Origin of the sequence: Nonomuraea sp. NPDC001636 (genome assembly GCF_040298265.1) — a bacterium.
Classification (GTDB): domain Bacteria; phylum Actinomycetota; class Actinomycetes; order Streptosporangiales; family Streptosporangiaceae; genus Nonomuraea.
The window spans coordinates 153,466-168,720 of record NZ_JBEOZT010000012.1 but is presented as its reverse complement, the minus strand read 5'-3'; the positions used below and the strand labels follow the sequence as shown (position 1 = coordinate 168,720).

The 15,255-nt window shown below is 74.4% G+C and carries 12 protein-coding genes; 6 read left to right on the top strand and 6 right to left on the bottom strand.

The window, feature by feature from the left end; translation table 11 throughout:
* The first annotated feature begins 1 nt into the window (after position 1).
* Complete coding sequence (locus ABT158_RS23505; protein WP_352356630.1) at positions 2-1,000, top strand: HEAT repeat domain-containing protein; 999 nt, start codon at positions 2-4, stop codon at positions 998-1,000.
* A gap of 31 nt (positions 1,001-1,031) precedes the next feature.
* On the opposite strand, the gene ABT158_RS23500 is transcribed toward ABT158_RS23505, so the two are convergent.
* A complete protein-coding gene (locus ABT158_RS23500) occupies positions 1,032-2,402 on the bottom strand; it encodes an AbeC-like domain-containing protein (RefSeq protein ID WP_352356628.1) in 1,371 nt (456 codons plus the stop codon).
* A 364-nt stretch (positions 2,403-2,766) separates the two neighbouring features.
* Here ABT158_RS23500 and ABT158_RS23495 point away from each other — a divergent pair, with 364 nt between their 5' ends.
* Both ABT158_RS23495 and ABT158_RS23490 read left to right on the top strand, forming a co-directional pair.
* Positions 2,767-3,300: a SigE family RNA polymerase sigma factor gene (locus tag ABT158_RS23495; RefSeq protein WP_352356626.1), complete on the top strand. Its 534-nt coding sequence runs from the start codon at positions 2,767-2,769 to the stop codon at positions 3,298-3,300.
* Positions 3,297-4,376: an ABC transporter substrate-binding protein gene (locus ABT158_RS23490; RefSeq protein WP_352356624.1), complete on the top strand. Its 1,080-nt coding sequence runs from the start codon at positions 3,297-3,299 to the stop codon at positions 4,374-4,376. Before ABT158_RS23495 ends, ABT158_RS23490 begins: the two co-directional genes overlap by 4 nt.
* Before the next feature lie 2 nt (positions 4,377-4,378).
* Here ABT158_RS23490 and ABT158_RS23485 read toward each other — a convergent pair whose 3' ends face one another.
* Positions 4,379-5,362 carry an erythromycin esterase family protein gene (locus tag ABT158_RS23485; protein WP_352356622.1) on the bottom strand — a complete coding sequence of 328 codons (984 nt, stop codon included), beginning with the start codon at positions 5,360-5,362 and terminating at the stop codon, positions 4,379-4,381.
* Between the two features lie 77 nt (positions 5,363-5,439).
* Between ABT158_RS23485 and ABT158_RS23480 the strand changes: the two genes are divergently transcribed.
* Entirely contained in the window at positions 5,440-6,144 is a 705-nt protein-coding gene (locus ABT158_RS23480) for a TioE family transcriptional regulator (protein ID WP_352356620.1), read from the top strand.
* 6 nt (positions 6,145-6,150) lie between these two features.
* Complete coding sequence (locus ABT158_RS23475; protein WP_352356618.1) at positions 6,151-9,690, top strand: WD40 repeat domain-containing serine/threonine protein kinase; 3,540 nt, start codon at positions 6,151-6,153, stop codon at positions 9,688-9,690.
* Positions 9,691-9,703: 13 nt separating this feature from the next.
* Here the strand turns inward: ABT158_RS23475 and ABT158_RS23470 are convergent, their stop codons facing one another.
* From ABT158_RS23470 to ABT158_RS23460, 3 genes are all read right to left on the bottom strand, one after another.
* Complete coding sequence (locus ABT158_RS23470; protein ID WP_352356616.1) at positions 9,704-11,473, bottom strand: SpoIIE family protein phosphatase; 1,770 nt, start codon at positions 11,471-11,473, stop codon at positions 9,704-9,706.
* A gap of 100 nt (positions 11,474-11,573) precedes the next feature.
* A complete protein-coding gene (locus ABT158_RS23465) occupies positions 11,574-12,668 on the bottom strand; it encodes a winged helix DNA-binding domain-containing protein (RefSeq protein ID WP_352356614.1) in 1,095 nt (364 codons plus the stop codon).
* Between the two features lie 9 nt (positions 12,669-12,677).
* Complete coding sequence (locus tag ABT158_RS23460; protein ID WP_352356612.1) at positions 12,678-13,091, bottom strand: VOC family protein; 414 nt, start codon at positions 13,089-13,091, stop codon at positions 12,678-12,680.
* Positions 13,092-13,212: 121 nt separating this feature from the next.
* Here ABT158_RS23460 and ABT158_RS23455 point away from each other — a divergent pair, with 121 nt between their 5' ends.
* Complete coding sequence (locus ABT158_RS23455) at positions 13,213-14,190, top strand: helix-turn-helix transcriptional regulator (RefSeq protein WP_352356610.1); 978 nt, start codon at positions 13,213-13,215, stop codon at positions 14,188-14,190.
* 6 nt (positions 14,191-14,196) lie between these two features.
* On the opposite strand, the gene ABT158_RS23450 is transcribed toward ABT158_RS23455, so the two are convergent.
* Positions 14,197-15,156 carry an RNA polymerase sigma-70 factor gene (locus ABT158_RS23450; RefSeq protein ID WP_352356608.1) on the bottom strand — a complete coding sequence of 320 codons (960 nt, stop codon included), beginning with the start codon at positions 15,154-15,156 and terminating at the stop codon, positions 14,197-14,199.
* Positions 15,157-15,255 lie beyond the last annotated feature (99 nt).

The following is a 15,255-nucleotide window of genomic DNA, read 5'->3' as shown; positions in this document are numbered from 1 at the left end:
TGTGCTGATCGGCGACGTCGCGCGACGGTCCGGGGTGAGCGCCCGCATGCTGCGCCACTACGACGCGCTCGGGCTGGTGCGCCCGACGGGCCGCAGCCACGCCGGCTATCGCGAGTACTCCGGCGAGGACATCCGGCGGATCTTCCACATCGAGAGCCTGCGGTCGCTGGGCCTGTCGCTGCGTGACGTCGGCCGGGCGCTCGACGATCCCGGCTTCACGCCGTCCGGGCTCGTCGAGGACCTCATCCGGCGCACCCGGGAACGCATCGCGGCCGAGACGGAGCTGCTCACGCGACTGCGCCGGATCGACGCCGCCGGCCCCGCCGGCTGGGACGACGTGCTCCAGGTCGTCTCCCTCCTGCAGGCGCTCGGCTCGAAGAACGCCGGCCGCCGCCAGAGCGCGGCGCTGTCCTCCGTCGCCGAGGTCCCGGTGGAGGCGCTGGTCGAGGCGGCGCTGGGCGAGAGCGACCCGAACGTCGCCGGGGCCCTGCGATGGGCGCTGGCGCAGTCGGGCGAGGGCGCCGCCGCGCTGCTGGCGCAGGGCCTGCACGCACCGGCGGCCGAGGTGCGCAAGCGCGCGGTCCAGTCGATCGCCGAGCTCCCGGACGCCGAGGCGACCGCCCTGCTGCGGGACGCCCTGACCAGCCCCGACGTCGTGGTCCGCCGCTACGCGGCCCTGGCGCTCGGGGCACGCGGCGTGGACGACGCCGTCCCCACGCTCATCGACATGGTCGTCGAGGGGACGAACGACGTCGACGCGGCCGACGCCCTGAGCGCGCTGGCGGGCCGCCCCGGCGCGGCGGACCCGATCGCCGCCGGGCTCGTGGACCGCCTCGCCCGGCGTGACGCCGAGCCGTCCGCGCGCCGGCGGCTGACGCAGGCGCTGGCCGACATCCCGGGAGCCACCGCGGCACGCGCCCTCGCCGACCTGGCGCAGGACGACGACCGTGCCGTCGCGCTCACCGCGACCTACATCCTGGGGCTGCGCGACGCGCGATGAGCGCCCGGCCCCGAGACGTCCGGGGAGCGGGTCAGCCGGCCGGGGTCCGGCGCTGCGCCGCCGCGGCGGCCTGGCCGACCCCCTGCCTGATGCGGCTCTCCACCCGCGCGACCGCGCCCGTGCCGGCCGCCATGCTGGCCCCGGTGACCTGGGCCTGGCCGGTGACGAAGATGCCGTTGTTCAGGATGGTCGTCTGGCGGTCGCGCAGGTCGCTCACGTCGACGTTGTGCTCCTCCAGGAAGTCGGCGACGGCGTCCATGATGCGCTGCTCGGCGGCCTTGACGTACATCTCCTTGTCGAGCTGCTGGAAGTAGCGGTGGTAGAGGTGGTCGGTGGCGTGCTCGCGGGGGTTGTAGGCCGCGCCGTAGTTGAAGGTGTGGCCGCGGATGGCCTTGATGCTCGCCTTCTGCTGCCGCCTGCGCCTTCTCGGCTCCGAGAGCGCGGCGAGGGTGTTGGGCAGGGCCAGCACCAGCCCCGCGGCGGTCCGCCGCAGCGCCGACAGCGCGATGCGGGCCATCCGCTCCGAGGGCGCGCAGTTGACCAGCCGGTCGACCTCGCGGTAGGCCTCCCGCAGCGGCGGCAGCAGCGAGTAGCCGGCCTCGGTGAACATCAGGCCCTTCTCGGCGAGCAGCACGAACCGCAGGAAGATCGAGATGACCACCTCGCCCTCCCAGCCGGTCACGCTCACCGTGAGGTAGGGGCGGGCCCGCGTGCGCGGGTTGTCGCGCAGCTGGTGGATGAACCGCTCGCTCACCGTCGGCACCGGCGGCAGGAGGGCGTCGGGCAGCACGGCGGCCTGAAGCTCGGGGTCGGTCTCGTAGCGCAGGTCGAGGCCGTTGACGAAGAGCTTGTCGCCGACGGTGAGACCGGGCAGGCCGAGAGCGGCGATCTCGGCGGCCACCCGGTCGTAGAGTTCGCCGACCGCGAAGGGCACGACCGTCTCGCCGGGCCGGGCCTTGGCGACGTTCATGGTGAACGACCAGTTGTTGATCCTGCTGCCGTAGCCGACGAAGGGGGAGTAGTCGGCGAACACCGTGACGTTCCCGGCGCCACGGTCGGCGATGTCCACCAGATGGTCGCGCAGCGCGGGGGAGCTGGGCAGCGGCGCCTCGGCCGGGTCGAAGGAGTCGCGGGTCAGCCTGGTCAGGATGACCGACTCGTAGGCGTCGTAGAGCTCGGCGAAGACGACGAGCCAGGCCAGGAAGATCGGGAGCAGGACGAGCGGGCTGGACAGCAGCGCCAGGGTGGCCACGGCGAGCACGGCCAGCACGGCGTCACGCACATGCTGACGTCTTCGGGCCATCAGGCCGTACTTGAGCATCGTGGCCAGGTCGACGCCGGGGGACTGGGCGACGGCGCGGAATCGGTCATGAAGAATCGAGCGAATGGTGGAATTACGCACTTTTGCGTCGAGCATCATGGCGATGCAGAGATATCGCGTGACTTCCGTCGCGGCCGTGCGATCGCCCTGGAAATGGCGGCCACAATTAGCGCAGACCAGGGAATCGGCGAGGTTGGGGCTGTCGCAGTGACCGCAGTTCATCGGCTCGTCCTCTTGTCGGGGAATCCGTGGAGCCTGACGTTACCCCGACTTTAACGAGCGTGTATCGCGCGCCGCCATGCGAGGAGAATGCGCCTTGACGACATCATTTATTAAATACCGATAAATGAACCGCGCCGGCAGGGGCCCGTCACACGCTTCTCACGGGTGCCAACCTTTCGCCACGCCCACAGCGTCTGGAGGACATCGAGACCAAGGAGAGACGTTGGATCGCGACACCGCCTTCCGGGCGTTCGTTGATGCTCACCAACGCCCGTTGACGCGCCTGGCCTACCTGCTCACCGGAGAGGTCCACCTCGCGGAGGACCTCCTCCAGAGCGTGTTCGTCCGGATGATCGGGCGGTGGTCGAGGTTGGGCCACGTCGGCGACCTTGACGCCTACGCGCGCAAGATGATGGTGAACCAGTACCTCTCGTGGCGACGTCGCCGCAGCTCGCACGAGGTGCCGAGCGCCGAGCCGCCCGACCGCGCGTACGTGAGCGACGACTCCGCCGTGCTGCGGATCGTGCTGCGCCAGGCGCTCATGCGGCTGACGCCCAAGCAGCGCGCCGTGCTCGTCCTGCGCTTCTACGAGGACCGGACCGAGTGCGAGGTCGCCGACCTGCTGGGTTGCTCGGTCGGCACCGTCAAGAGCCAGGCGCACCACGCGCTGGCCCGCCTGCGGACGCTGGCCCCCGAGCTGGGGCCCAGACTGCCCGTCCTGGACGACCCGGCCCACAGTGAGGGGGCACGCCGATGACCTGGCTCGGAGATCAGCTCGGCCGCATCGCGGAGGACATGCCGGAGCGCGACCTGGCGACCAGGGCGTTCGAAGCCCATCACCGCAGGCGGCGCAACGTCATGGCCCTGGCCGCCGCCGTGGTGGTGGTCGTCGTCGTGCTCGCCGCCACCGTCGGCGTGCGGGCGCTGCCCGGCGAGCCGCGCGCCGCCGTGCGCCCGGCCCAGCCGCCCGAGCGGTCCGTCGTCAAGGTCGGCGTGGTGGCGAGTGTTGAGTCGGCGCCGGTGTTCGTCGCGCTGGGCCAGGGTTACTTCAAGGAGGAGGGGCTGACGGTCGTCCCGCAGATCGTCTCCGGGGCCGCCGCGGCGGCCCCGGAGCTCGACCTGGGCAGGCTGGACCTGGCGCAGACCGACTACGCCTCGCTCTTCAGAATGAACGAGGGCGGCAAGTCCTTCCAGATCGTCTCCGGCCTGCACCGGGCCGCGCCCGGGAGCTTCGCGATCGCCGTGCACCCCAGGTCGAGGACCCGGACCGTGGCCGACCTCAGGAGGAAGAAGATCGCGGTCCCGAACCTCACGGGGCTCGGGCCATTGGCGCTGGAGGCCGCGCTGAAGCGGGCCGGGCTCACCTACCGGGACGTCCTGCTGGTCGAGACGCCCTACCCCGAGATGCTCCTCGCCATGGACAAGGGGCAGGTCGACGCCGCGCTGCTGGTGGAGCCGTACGTCACTGTCGGCCGTGAGACCGGGCGCGCGCGGATCGTGGAGGACCCGATGACCCGCGGATTCGCGAACCTGTACACCGCCGGCATGTCGGCCACCGACCGGTGGATCAGGGAGAACCCCCGCACGCTGGCGGCCTTCCGGCGCGCGCTGACCAAGGCGCAACACCTGATCGCGACCGACCCCCGGCAGGTACGCGACGCGCTGACCACCTACACGAAGATCACCGGGGCGGCGGCGGCACAAGCCGAGATCGGCACCTTCCCCGCCGAGCTGGACCTCGCGGAGCTTCAGCGGATCGCCGACCTGGCGCGCGCCCACCGGTTCATCGCCCGCCCGGCGGACCTCGGGACGGCCGTCGCGGAGGGCGGCTGAGCTCAGATCTCCTTGAGGAAGACGATCGCGTCCGCCTGGTGGACGGTGGCGGGGTCGAGGGACAGGTAGGTGTGGTCCGCCGGGACGCGGGGCGCCGGCGTGCCGCCGAGCGCCCCGGCCAGGCGGCGGGGGTCCACGACGACGCGGTCCTCGGGCAGGGCCGACAGGATGCCTTCGAGGGTGCCGGGTGCGGGCACGTCGGCGCCCCGCGAGCCGAACCCGGCGGCGGCGAAGGCGTACCGGTCGCCGAGATCGGCGGCGAGGACGGCGCCCGCGCTCCACCATCGCAGCGGCTCGCCCGCGAACCACAGCCGGCTCTCGTCGCGCTGCAGGTGGCGGTTGTGGGCGAAGACGAGGGTCGGGCCCCGGCGGTCCTCGCGCCGGACGATCGCGTCGAGGTTGCCGGCCATCATCGTGTCGCGCAGGCTCATGAGCGTGCCGAGGCGGGCGGGCGAGGGGTCGGCCATGGCGGCGTGGTAGCGCAGCAGCCCGGAGGCGGTGCGGACGTACAGGCCGGCCCGCCAACGGTCGCCCTCGGACGTGACGGCCGCCAGACGGGGGGCGTGCGCGGTCAGCAGCACGCCCAGGTCGTCGGCGATCAGGCGGAGTTCCTTGACCTCCGGCGTGCCGCCGATCGACCGGGAGGGGTCGGTGAGGGCGGCCGGATCGGTCCAGCGTTCGTCGGGGCCGAGCAGCGCGTCGAGGGCGTCGCGGGTCAGGGGCAGGTCGAGGTGGGGGGCGAGGTGGTCGTACAGGGCGGTCAGGGCCGGGCGCGGGGCGGCCGGGGCGGTGATCTCCACCGGGGCGTCGAAGCGCAGCCGGTCGCGCGGCGCGGACCGCTCGTTGCGGGCCCGCATCCAGCGCAGGAGCTCGCGGTTGGCGGGCGAGGCGCCGAACCCGTGGCTGAAGCCGCGGCTCATCGCCTCGTCGAGGGTGACGCCGCCGCCGGTGAACGCCTGGACGGCGTCCCGGATCGAGGTCGTCATGCCTTCGACCGTATCGTTGAACTTTTCGTGTAAACTTCTGCCCGATTCCCCAGCGGGCAGGAGGGCATACCTTCAACATGCGGCCCATCGATCTGGCGCGCGCGCACGGCCTGTCCACGCAGGCGGTGCGCAACTACGAGGAGGCGGAGATCCTGCCGCCGTCCGAGCGTTCCGCGCACGGCTACCGCGTCTACACCCCGCGCCACGCGGCGGCGCTGCGGACCTTCCTGGCGCTGGTCCCCGCCCACGGGCACGCGACCGCGACCGCGATCATGCGGGCCGTCAACGGCGGCGGCGTCGCGGCGGCGCTGCGCCTGATCGACGACGGCCACGCCCAGCTCGCCGAGGACCGAGGCACGCTGGAGGCCGTCGAACGCGCGCTGCGCGACCTGGCGCCGCCGCGCGAGCCGGAGCCGGGCGTGACGTTCATCGGCCCGCTGGCCCGCCGGCTGCGCGTCAAGCCGGCGACGTTGCGCAAGTGGGAGCGGGCCGGGCTGACCGTGCCCCGGCGCGACCCGCGTACCGGCTACCGGGTCTACACCGCCGCCGACGTCCGCGACGTGCTGCTGGCCCACCAGCTGCGGCGCGGCGGCTACGGGCTGGAGCAGATCCGGCAGGTGCTGGACCAGGTGCGCGCGGCGGGCGGCATGGAACCCCTGCAGGCGACGCTGCGCGACTGGCACGACCGGCTCACGGCCAGGGGCCTGGCCATGCTCACCGCGGCCGGCGCGCTGGACGCCTACCTGCGCGAGGGGAACTTTGCGACCGGAGAGGACATCTAACACGCCGTGGAAGCGTCGAACGCCGGAGAACCGCAGCGTATAGGGCAATACTGGCTGGCCGGACGGCTCGGGTCCGGGGGCCAGGGGGTGGTGTACGACGCCTACGACCCAGAAGGCCGCCGGGTCGCGCTCAAGGTCCTGCACATGGCCGACAGCCCGGTGAGCCGCGAGCGGTTCGCCAAGGAGGCGGCCGCGGCCGGGCGGGTGGCGTCGTTCTGCACGGCGCGGGTGCTCGACTGCGACCTGTCGGGCAGCAGGCCGTACATCGTCAGCGAGTACGTCCCGGGCCCCAGCCTGCGCCGGGCGGTCGAGCAGGGGCGCCGGTTCGCCGGGGACGACCTGCACCGGCTGGCCACGGCGATCGCCACCGCCCTGACCGCCGTGCACGACGCGGGCGTGATCCACCGGGACCTGAAGCCGGACAACGTGCTGCTCGGCACCGACGGCCCGCGGGTGATCGACTTCGGCGTCGCGCGCACCCTGGACATGTCGCTGACCAGGACCGGCGAGGTGGCCGGCACGCCCACGTACATGGCGCCCGAGGTGTTCACCGGGCAGCGGGCCGGCGCGGCCGCCGACGTGTTCGCCTGGGGCGCGATCATCGTGTTCGCCGCCACCGGCGAGGACCCGTTCCGCGCCGACAACCTCGGCGGGGTCATGCACCGGGTGTTGTCGGCCCAGCCCGACCTGAGCGGGCTGCCGCCCCGGCTGGCCTCGCTGGTGTCGGCCGCGCTGGAGAAGGACCCGGCGGCCCGTCCCACCGCCCGCGACCTGCTGCTCGCCCTGGTCAGCGGCAACAGCGCCGACACCCGCGGGCTGCTGACGGCGGGCAGCCGCGCCGCCAGGGGCGTGCACGTGCCCGAGCAGGGCGACCCGGCGCTCGGCACGATCGCCGAGGACGCCTACGGCGCGCTCGCGCCCGAGGAGCGCGAGCTGGCCGCCGAGGTGTTCCTGCGCCTGGTGACGGTCACCGAGGACGGGCACGAGGCCGTGCGCTGGGCGTTGAAGGAGGACCTGCTCGCCGGACGCTCCGAGGGGGAGACGCGCGCGATCGAGCACATCCTCCAGGTGTTCTCCTACCTGGTGACGCAGAAGAACGAGGCGGTGGCGCTGTCGCGTCCCGCGCTGCTGCGCGCCTGGCCGCGGCTGCGCGTCTGGGTGGACGGCGACCGCGACGGGCTCGCCGTGCTCGGTCAGCTCAGCGACGCCGCCCGCCAGTGGGCCGGCAACGGCCGCAAGGACGGCGATCTGCTCCAGGGCAGCCGCCTCGACCAGGCGCTGACCTGGGCCGCCACCGGCCGCAGGCACATCACGCTGACCCCGCTCGAACGTGACTTCCTGGCCGCGGGCACCGGCCTGGCCAGACGGCGCGTGCGCCGCCGGCGGCTGACCACGGCCGCGCTGGCCGGGCTGCTGGTGGTGGCGCTGGCCGCGGGCGGCCTGGCCGTGCTGCGCGGCAGGCAGGTGACCGAGCAGAGCCACCTGGCGGGCCGGCAGCGCGACCAGGCGGTCGGGCGGCAGGCCGCCGCCGAGGCCGACCGGCTGCGGACGAGCGACCCGGTCACGGCGATGCTGCTCAGCGTGGCGGGCTGGCGGCTGGCTCCCACCCCCGGCACCCGGCGGAGCCTGACGACCTCGCTGACGATGCCGGAGAGCGCCGTCTTCCGCGATCCCGGCGCCAAGGGCGTCTCGGCGTCGGCGTCGGCGGCCGGCGGGCGCGTCCGGGCCATCGCCGGCGAGGACGGCGTGCGGGTCTACGACGTGCCCTCCGGCCGGCAGACCGCGTTCTGGCGGTGGCCGCGCGGCCTGGACGCGCTGCCGTCGGCGGCGGCGCTCAGCCCGAGCGGGCGCACGCTGGTGGTGGTCAGCAGGGACACGGCCTACGCCTGGGACACCAGGACGGGCGCCAAGCTGCACGAGCACCGCGTCGGCGAGGGCAGCCCCGGCGTGAACGTCGCCTTCGACGGCAACGAGAACCTGGCCGCGGTGATGCGCGACAGCACCCTGGAGTTCCTGTGGGACACCAGGACCGGCGCGTCCTACACCCCGAAGCTGGAGGCGGGCGTCGCTCCGGCGATCGCGCCCTCTGGCGCCTACATCGCGGGCGTCGGGCCCAACCAGGGCGGGCTCAAGGTGATCCGCCTGCCCGGTCTGACCGTGGACACCCGCCTGCCGAAGGCGTGCGGGCCGGTGGTGGCGTTCACGCCGGACAGCAGGCGGCTGCTGTGCGCGAACGGCGACATCGCGGCCTTCGACCTGGCCACCGCCAGGAAGGTGCCCGACACCGACCGGCCCTTCTGGCAGGAGTCGGCCCTGGACGACACGCTGGCCGGACGGCTGCGGCTGAGCCCCGACGGCCGCCGGATGCTGGCCGTCGAGGGCCGCACCCTGCACCTGCTCGACGCCGACGACGGCGACGAGGTGGCCCTCTACCAGGCCGAGGGCGAGCCCGAGGACGTCTGGCTGGAGGCCGACGGCCACACCGTCCGCTACGTGCTCGACAACTCGACCGTCACCGCCGACCTGACCTCCCGCCTCCCCTCCACCCGGCTGCCGCAGGGCTACGAGCTGGACGCCTTCAGCCAGGACGGCCGCCTGGCCGCCGCCACCAAGGACTCGGGGCCGGTCCGCGTGTGGGACGGCGGCCGGCTCGGCGCCCCGATGGCCGGCAGCGCGGGCGTCACCGGGCAGCTGTTCGACCCGGCGGGCGCCCGGCTGTCCGCCGAGGGCGCGGACTCCTCGGCCGGCCTCTGGGACGTCACCACCGGCCGCCGGTTGTGGCGGCACGCCGTGCCGCGCACGCAGTTCGTGCTGTCGAAGACGTTCACCCCCGACGGCCGCCGCCTGGTGCTGTCGCTCAAGGAGCTGAGCCAGCGGGACGCCCGCAACGAGCTGGTCGTCCTCGACGCCGGCACCGGCCGGACGCTCGCCCGCCACCCCCTGGCCACGGCCACCGAGACCATCGTGTCCACCCGCGACGGCACGGCCGTGGTGAGCGCCACCGGCAAGGTCTACGACCTGCGCACCGGCAAGGCCGTCGGCCCCGGCTTCAACCGGTCGGGCCTGGCGATCGCGCTCAGCCCCACCGCGCAGGTGCTCGCCCTCGGCTCGGCCACGGTCGAGCTGTGGGACGTCGCCACCGGCCGCGAACTGCCGCCCGCGCTGCGCGTGGCCGCCCGGGGGCAGGTCGAGACCGTGCTGTTCAGCCACGACGGCTCGCTGCTCGCGCTGATCGGCAGGTCCATCGGGGAGACGTTCGACGACGTGTACACCGTCCAGGTCTGGGACGTCGGCTCGCGGGAGCGGATCGGCTCCTTCCCCATCGGCATCCTCGACCGGCTGGCCTTCAGCGCCGACGACCAGACCCTGTACGTCTCGGGCAACACCTCGGGGACGATCATCCGGATCCCGGTGGGCGCCGAGTCCGTGGCCCGCCTGGTGTGCGAGCGCGCGGGCCGCACGATGAGCCCGCAGGAGTGGCAGCGGTACCTGAAGGACGTGCCGTACCGGGACGTCTGTCCGGGCGCGCGGCACGGACGGTCGTGACGCGCGCCGGTCGTCAGATCGCGGGCAGGCTCCGCTCGCCGTCCAGCACGCCGCCGCGCAGGGCGTCCGGGGCCGGGACGCGCGGCGGCACGCGCAGCGTCAGCATGGCGACGTCGTCGTCGTTGTCCTCGGGCCGGACGCGCTTCAGCAGCATGTCGCCGAGCGCGTTCAGCGGCCGGTGGGTGTGGGAGGCGGCGTACCGGCTCAGGCGGGCCAGCCCCTCGTCCAGGGAATGCCCCGGGGACTCGATCAGCCCGTCGGTGTAGAGCACGAGGGTGGACCCCGGCGGCAGCTCCACGACGGCGTCGTCGCGCTCCCCGCGGATGCCGGTGCCCAGCAGCAGGCCCTGGCCCTCCTCCAGGAAGCGGGTACGGCCGTCGCGCTCGACCAGCAGCGGCGGCGGATGGCCAGCGTTGCTCCAGCGCAGCAGCCAGCGGCCGTCGTCGGTGTGCTCCAGCCGGGCCAGGACGACGGTGGCCATGGTGGCCTGCGCCATGCGCACCACCGCGCGATCGAGCCGGTCGAGGATGGCGCTGGGCAGGTCCTGCTCCCCGGCGCCGGCGTAGGCGCGCAGCATGTTGCAGACCTGGGCCATCCCGGCGGCGGCCTCCAGGTCGTGGCCGACCACGTCGCCGATCACCAGGGCGGTGGCGCCGTCGGGCATGGTGAAGGCGTCGTACCAGTCGCCGCCGACCTGCGAGGCGCGGGGGGCGGGCACGTAGAGGGCGCTCATCTCCAGGCCGGGCACGGACGGCAGGCGCGGCAGCAGGTGGCGCTGCATGGTCTCGGCGACCCGGCGCTGCCGCTCGTACAGGCGGGCGTTGTCCAGGGCGAGGCCGGCGCGCCGGGCGATGTCCTCCACCAGCAGCAGGTCGGCGGTGGTGAACGCGCCGGGCCGCTCGGCGCGGCCGAGCGTCAGCGCCCCGACCACCTCGCGCACGCCGCGGATGGGCGCGATGCCCGCCGAGTGCATGCCGGTCCTGCGGAACAGCTCCTGCTGGAAGACCGCGATGCCGGAGTCGGGCGCGCCCTGGTAGGTCTCCGGCCCGGCCAGCGTCGCGGTGACCCCGCGCAACGCCCGCGACAGCGGCATCGGCGACTCCTCGGGGACCGCGGGCATCGGCCCCTCCAGGTCCTCGTGGTGCACCAGGACGCCGTCCTCGTGGTGGACGACGGCGGCGCGGGTCACGCCGCCGTGCTCGGTGAGCAGGTCCACCACCACCCAGTCCGCCAGCAGCGGCACCACCAGGCGGACGAGCTGGCGCAGCGTCTCGTCCACGTCGAGGCTGGAGGCGAGGGTCGTGGTGGTCTCGGCCAGCAGGGCGAGCCGGTCGAGCTCGGACATCGACGTCTCGTGCCCCGGCTCCGGGACCTGCGCGCCGGGCTCCTCGGCGTCGTGGAAGAGCACCAGCGCCCCGGTCCTGCCGTCGGCCAGCCGGCAGGGCGTGACCAGCCATGAGGCCGGCAGCAGGGAGCCGTCGCCGCGCGCCAGCCATTCCCGCTCGCCCTGGGAGGTGCCGCCGGTGATGAGCGGGCGCCGCATCGCGCACCGGCTGCGCGGCAGCGTCTCGCCGCGCGGGCCGCGGTGGAGCAGGTCGTGGGCGTCCGCGCCGAGCAGTTCGGCGGCGGGACGGCGGAGCAGCGCCTCGGTGCGCGGGGCGACCTCGACGATCCGGCCCCGGTCGTCCACGACGTACCCGCCCGCGTGGGTCAGGTCGCACAGCCCGCGGGGACGTCCGTCCTGCGGCCGGTGCGGCCCGGCGTCGTGCTCGGGCACGTTCATGGTGTCGGCTCCTCTCCGTCCCCACCTCCTACCCGCCGGCCGGTCCGTCACCAGGGACGCCCGCGGTCCTGACAGTATGGCCGAGCTTATGGGGATGTATTCAGCCGCCGAGGATCCGGGTGCGGTCGCCGGCCCCGTCGGAGAGGAACGCCGCCAGGGCACCTCCTTCCTCGCCGACGGCCGCGCGCTCGGCCGGGGACAGGTCGCGCAGCGGCGTGACGAGCACGGTGTCGTCCTCGACCGTCCAGGTGGCCGAGACCCGGCCGTCCACCAGGACCATCCGGGCGCCGACGACCGACAGGCCGCGGTGTTCGCGGTCGATGATCCGGTCGCGGTCGTCGTAGCCGAGGATCGCGTTGTCGAACGCCGGCAGGAACCGTACGGGGGCGGGCGTGCCGGGGTCGGGGCGCGGCGCGCCGGGCAGGTCCAGCAGCTCGCGGCCGCGTTCGTCCCGGAAGGCGACCAGTTCCTCGCGTACCGCCGCCACGGCCTTGGGCAGGCCCGCCAGGCCGGACCAGGCGCGCAGGTCGGCCGTGGCGGCGGGGCCGTACGCCGCCAGGTAACGCCGTACGAGAGCCCGCCCCACGGGATCGGAGCCGTCGGCGGACGGCGGGTCCGCCTCCCGCCCCAGCCAGGACGACAACGGCAGGTTGCGCACGCCCGCCCGCGCCCGCCACAGCCCGCGCGGCGGGAGCTGCGCCATCGGGACCAGCGCGGCGACCAGCATCTCGCCCAGCGCCCGCGGCCCCGGCGCGGGCCAGCGATCGGCCACCGCCCGCGCGAGCTGCGACATCGAGCGCGGCTCGCCGTCGGCCAGCACCGCCCGTCCGGCCGCCGCGAGCTCGTCGAGGTCCACCCCGGCCAGCTCGCGGCGGTAGACGCCGAGCACCCGCTGGCGCAGCATCGCGTCGTGCCTGGATCGCCAGGCCAGGACGTCGGCGGCGGTGACCAGGTGGACGGTGCGTCGCATCAGGTGGGTCCGGACCACGTCCCGGCCGGTCAGCAGGTCCGACAGCGCGGCCGGGTCGAAGGCGCGCAGCCGTGACCAGAGCCCGGTGAAGGGCTCCTGCGGCTCCTGCGCCTGCAGGCCGCACAGGTGCCCGACGGCGTCGAGGACCGGCAGGCCGGCGCGGTCGAGCAGCAACTGGCGGGCGAGCGTGGCGCGGTTGAGCGCCCTGGTGCTCAGAACGGTCATCTGCTTCTTTCAGGACGCGCCGTGCTCGACGATCCAGGTCACCCCGAACCGGTCGCGCAGCATGCCGTGCAGCGGCACCCACTGCGCGGGCCCGAGCGGCCGCACGACGGTCGCGCCCGCGCCCAGTCCCTCCCAGTACGCGGTGGCCTCCTCGGCCGTGCCCGCCCCGAGCGAGACGAAGAACGCGTTCTCGCCCTGGTCCCACGGCAGGTGGGCGGGCACGTCGTAGGCCATCACGCGGAAGCCGCCGGGCGCGGCCACCTGGCCCCACATCACCCGGCCGGCGTCGGCGGGGTCCTGGACGTTGCCGGCGTCCGCGTAGGTCACGGTGGTGACGTCCCCGCCGAACACCGACCGGTAGAACGCGAGCGCAGCGGCGGCCTCGCCCCGGAAGTTCAGATGAATCACGACATTGACAGACATAGCAGGCTCCTCGCCGGTTCGGCTCATGGTCGCCGGGAGCCGTCCGGCCCCCGGTTGCGGTGCCCATGCTGGCGGAGGAAGCGGTCAGGTTGTGGCCTCTTCCTGCGGCACCATGGGAGACATGCAGAAGACCTCGGCACGCCTGCTGGCCCTGCTCTCACTGCTCCAGATGCGCCGCGACTGGCCGGGGGCGCTGCTCGCCGAGCGGCTGGAGGTCAGCCCGCGCACCGTGCGCCGCGACGTCGACCGTCTGCGCGACCTCGGCTACCCCATCGCGGCGATCAAGGGCCCCGACGGCGGCTACCGGCTCGACGCGGGCAGCGAGCTGCCGCCGTTGCTGTTCGACGACGAGCAGGCCGTCGCCCTGGCCATCGCGCTCCAGATCGCCGCCACCGCCGGGGCCGGCATCGAGGAGGCCGCGGCGCGGGCGCTCACCACCGTCCGGCAGGTCATGCCCGCACGGCTGCGCCACCGGATCGACACCCTCCAGGTGACCGCCGTCGAGCGGGCGGGCGCCCGGCCCGAGCCGCAGGTCGCCGGCGGGGTGCTCGTCGCGCTCAGCGCCGCCGTCCATGCCCGTGAGGTGTTGCGCTTCGACTACCCGTCGGAGGCGGACGACGGCGTCGCGCTCCCGCCGCCCCGGCGGGTGGAGCCCCACCACCTCGTCACCTGGGGCGGGCGCTGGTATCTCGTCGCGTGGGACCTCGACCGCGCGGACTGGCGCACCTTCCGCGCCGACCGTGTCCGGCCACGCACGCCCACCGGGCCGCGCTTCACCCCGCGCGAGCTGCCCGGCGGCGGGGTAACCGCCTTCGTCACCGCGCGCTTCCGCGGCTCGGACGAGGCGGGCGACTGGCCCTGCCGCGGCGAGGTGATCCTCGCGCTGCCCGCGGCGGTCGTGTCCCGTTACGTCCGGGACGGGCTCGTCGAGGAGGCGGGGCCGGACCGCTGCCGGATCGTCATGGGGTCGTGGTCGTGGCTGGGGCTGGCGGCCGCGCTCGGCAGGTTCGACGCCGACATCGAGGTCGTCGGCCCCGCCGAGCTCAAGGACGCCTTCGCCCAGCTGGCCCGCCGCTACACCGCCGCCGCGTCCTCCTGACCCGGCTCACCTCTCCGGAAGGCGGGCGACGTCGGAGACCGGGCCGAGATGGGCGAGCTTGTCCGGGTTGACCACCGAGTGGATCGCCTGGATCACGCCGTCGGCGACGTCCAGCTCGACCACGCCCGCCACGCGTCCCTCGGCGTCGTACATGACCGCCCCGGGGCGGCCGTTGACCCAGGCCGTCCGTACCGAGACGCCGAGCGCGCGGACCCGGCGCAGCCCCGCGACCAGCATCTTGACGACGCGGGGCGCCCCGGCCGCCGGTCTGGCCATCGCCTGGGCCTTGCCGCCGCCGTCCCCGTGCAGGACCACGTCGGGCGCGAGCATGCCGAGCAGCGCGTCCAGGTCGCCGCCGTCGGCGGCGTCGAAGAATCTGCGGGCCAGCTCCTCGCCCGCCGCCCGCCGCGCCCGGGTGGGCGCGCCGTCGCGGGACTGCCGGCCGGCGGCGACGCGCTGCCTGGCACGGGCGAGGATCTGCCGGCAGTTCACCTCGGTCTTGCCGGTGATCCGCGCCACGTCCTGGTAGCCGTAGCCGAACACCTCGCGCAGCATGAGCACCGCCCGTTCCACCGGCGACAGCGACTCCAGCAGCACGAGGAACGCCATCGACAACGAGTCGGCCAGTTCGGCGTGCTCGGCCGGTCCCGGCTCGCCGATGTGCGCCACGACCGGCTCGGGCAGCCATTCGCCCACGTACGTCTCCCGTCGCACCCGCGCCGAGCGCAGGTGGTCGATGCCCAGCCGCGTCACCGCGGTCGTCAGGTACGCCTTCGGCTCGCTGATCACGGTGCCCGCGTTGCGCGCCCTGGTCAGGCCGAGGAACGCGTCCTGCACGATGTCCTCGGCGTCGCCCACCGAACCGGTCATCCCGTAGGCGATGGAGAACAGCAGCGGCCGGTAGCCGGTCACGTCCGGCTCCTCCGCCAGGGGGTCGGTCGCGCCGGCTCCTGTACCGCGGCTCATCTGCTCGGCCTTCCCGTCCGGAGGTGCTTGCGTACGACGCCCAGCAGGGTAGCCGTGCGACTGGACGTCCTCGTGGCCAGGCGGGCGGGTCCGGTGGCG

Excerpts from the sequence above, each read along its gene's own strand:
- ABT158_RS23455 (WP_352356610.1), top strand. The coding sequence starts at position 13,213 with ATGCAGAAGACCTCGGCACGCCTGCTGGCCCTGCTCTCACTGCTCCAG.
- ABT158_RS23480 (WP_352356620.1), top strand. The coding sequence starts at position 5,440 with ATGCGGCCCATCGATCTGGCGCGCGCGCACGGCCTGTCCACGCAGGCG.
- ABT158_RS23460 (WP_352356612.1), bottom strand. The coding sequence starts at position 13,091 with ATGTCTGTCAATGTCGTGATTCATCTGAACTTCCGGGGCGAGGCCGCC.
- ABT158_RS23490 (WP_352356624.1), top strand. The coding sequence starts at position 3,297 with ATGACCTGGCTCGGAGATCAGCTCGGCCGCATCGCGGAGGACATGCCG.
- ABT158_RS23450 (WP_352356608.1), bottom strand. The coding sequence starts at position 15,156 with ATGAGCCGCGGTACAGGAGCCGGCGCGACCGACCCCCTGGCGGAGGAG.
- ABT158_RS23470 (WP_352356616.1), bottom strand. The coding sequence starts at position 11,473 with ATGAACGTGCCCGAGCACGACGCCGGGCCGCACCGGCCGCAGGACGGA.
- ABT158_RS23465 (WP_352356614.1), bottom strand. The coding sequence starts at position 12,668 with ATGACCGTTCTGAGCACCAGGGCGCTCAACCGCGCCACGCTCGCCCGC.
- ABT158_RS23485 (WP_352356622.1), bottom strand. The coding sequence starts at position 5,362 with ATGACGACCTCGATCCGGGACGCCGTCCAGGCGTTCACCGGCGGCGGC.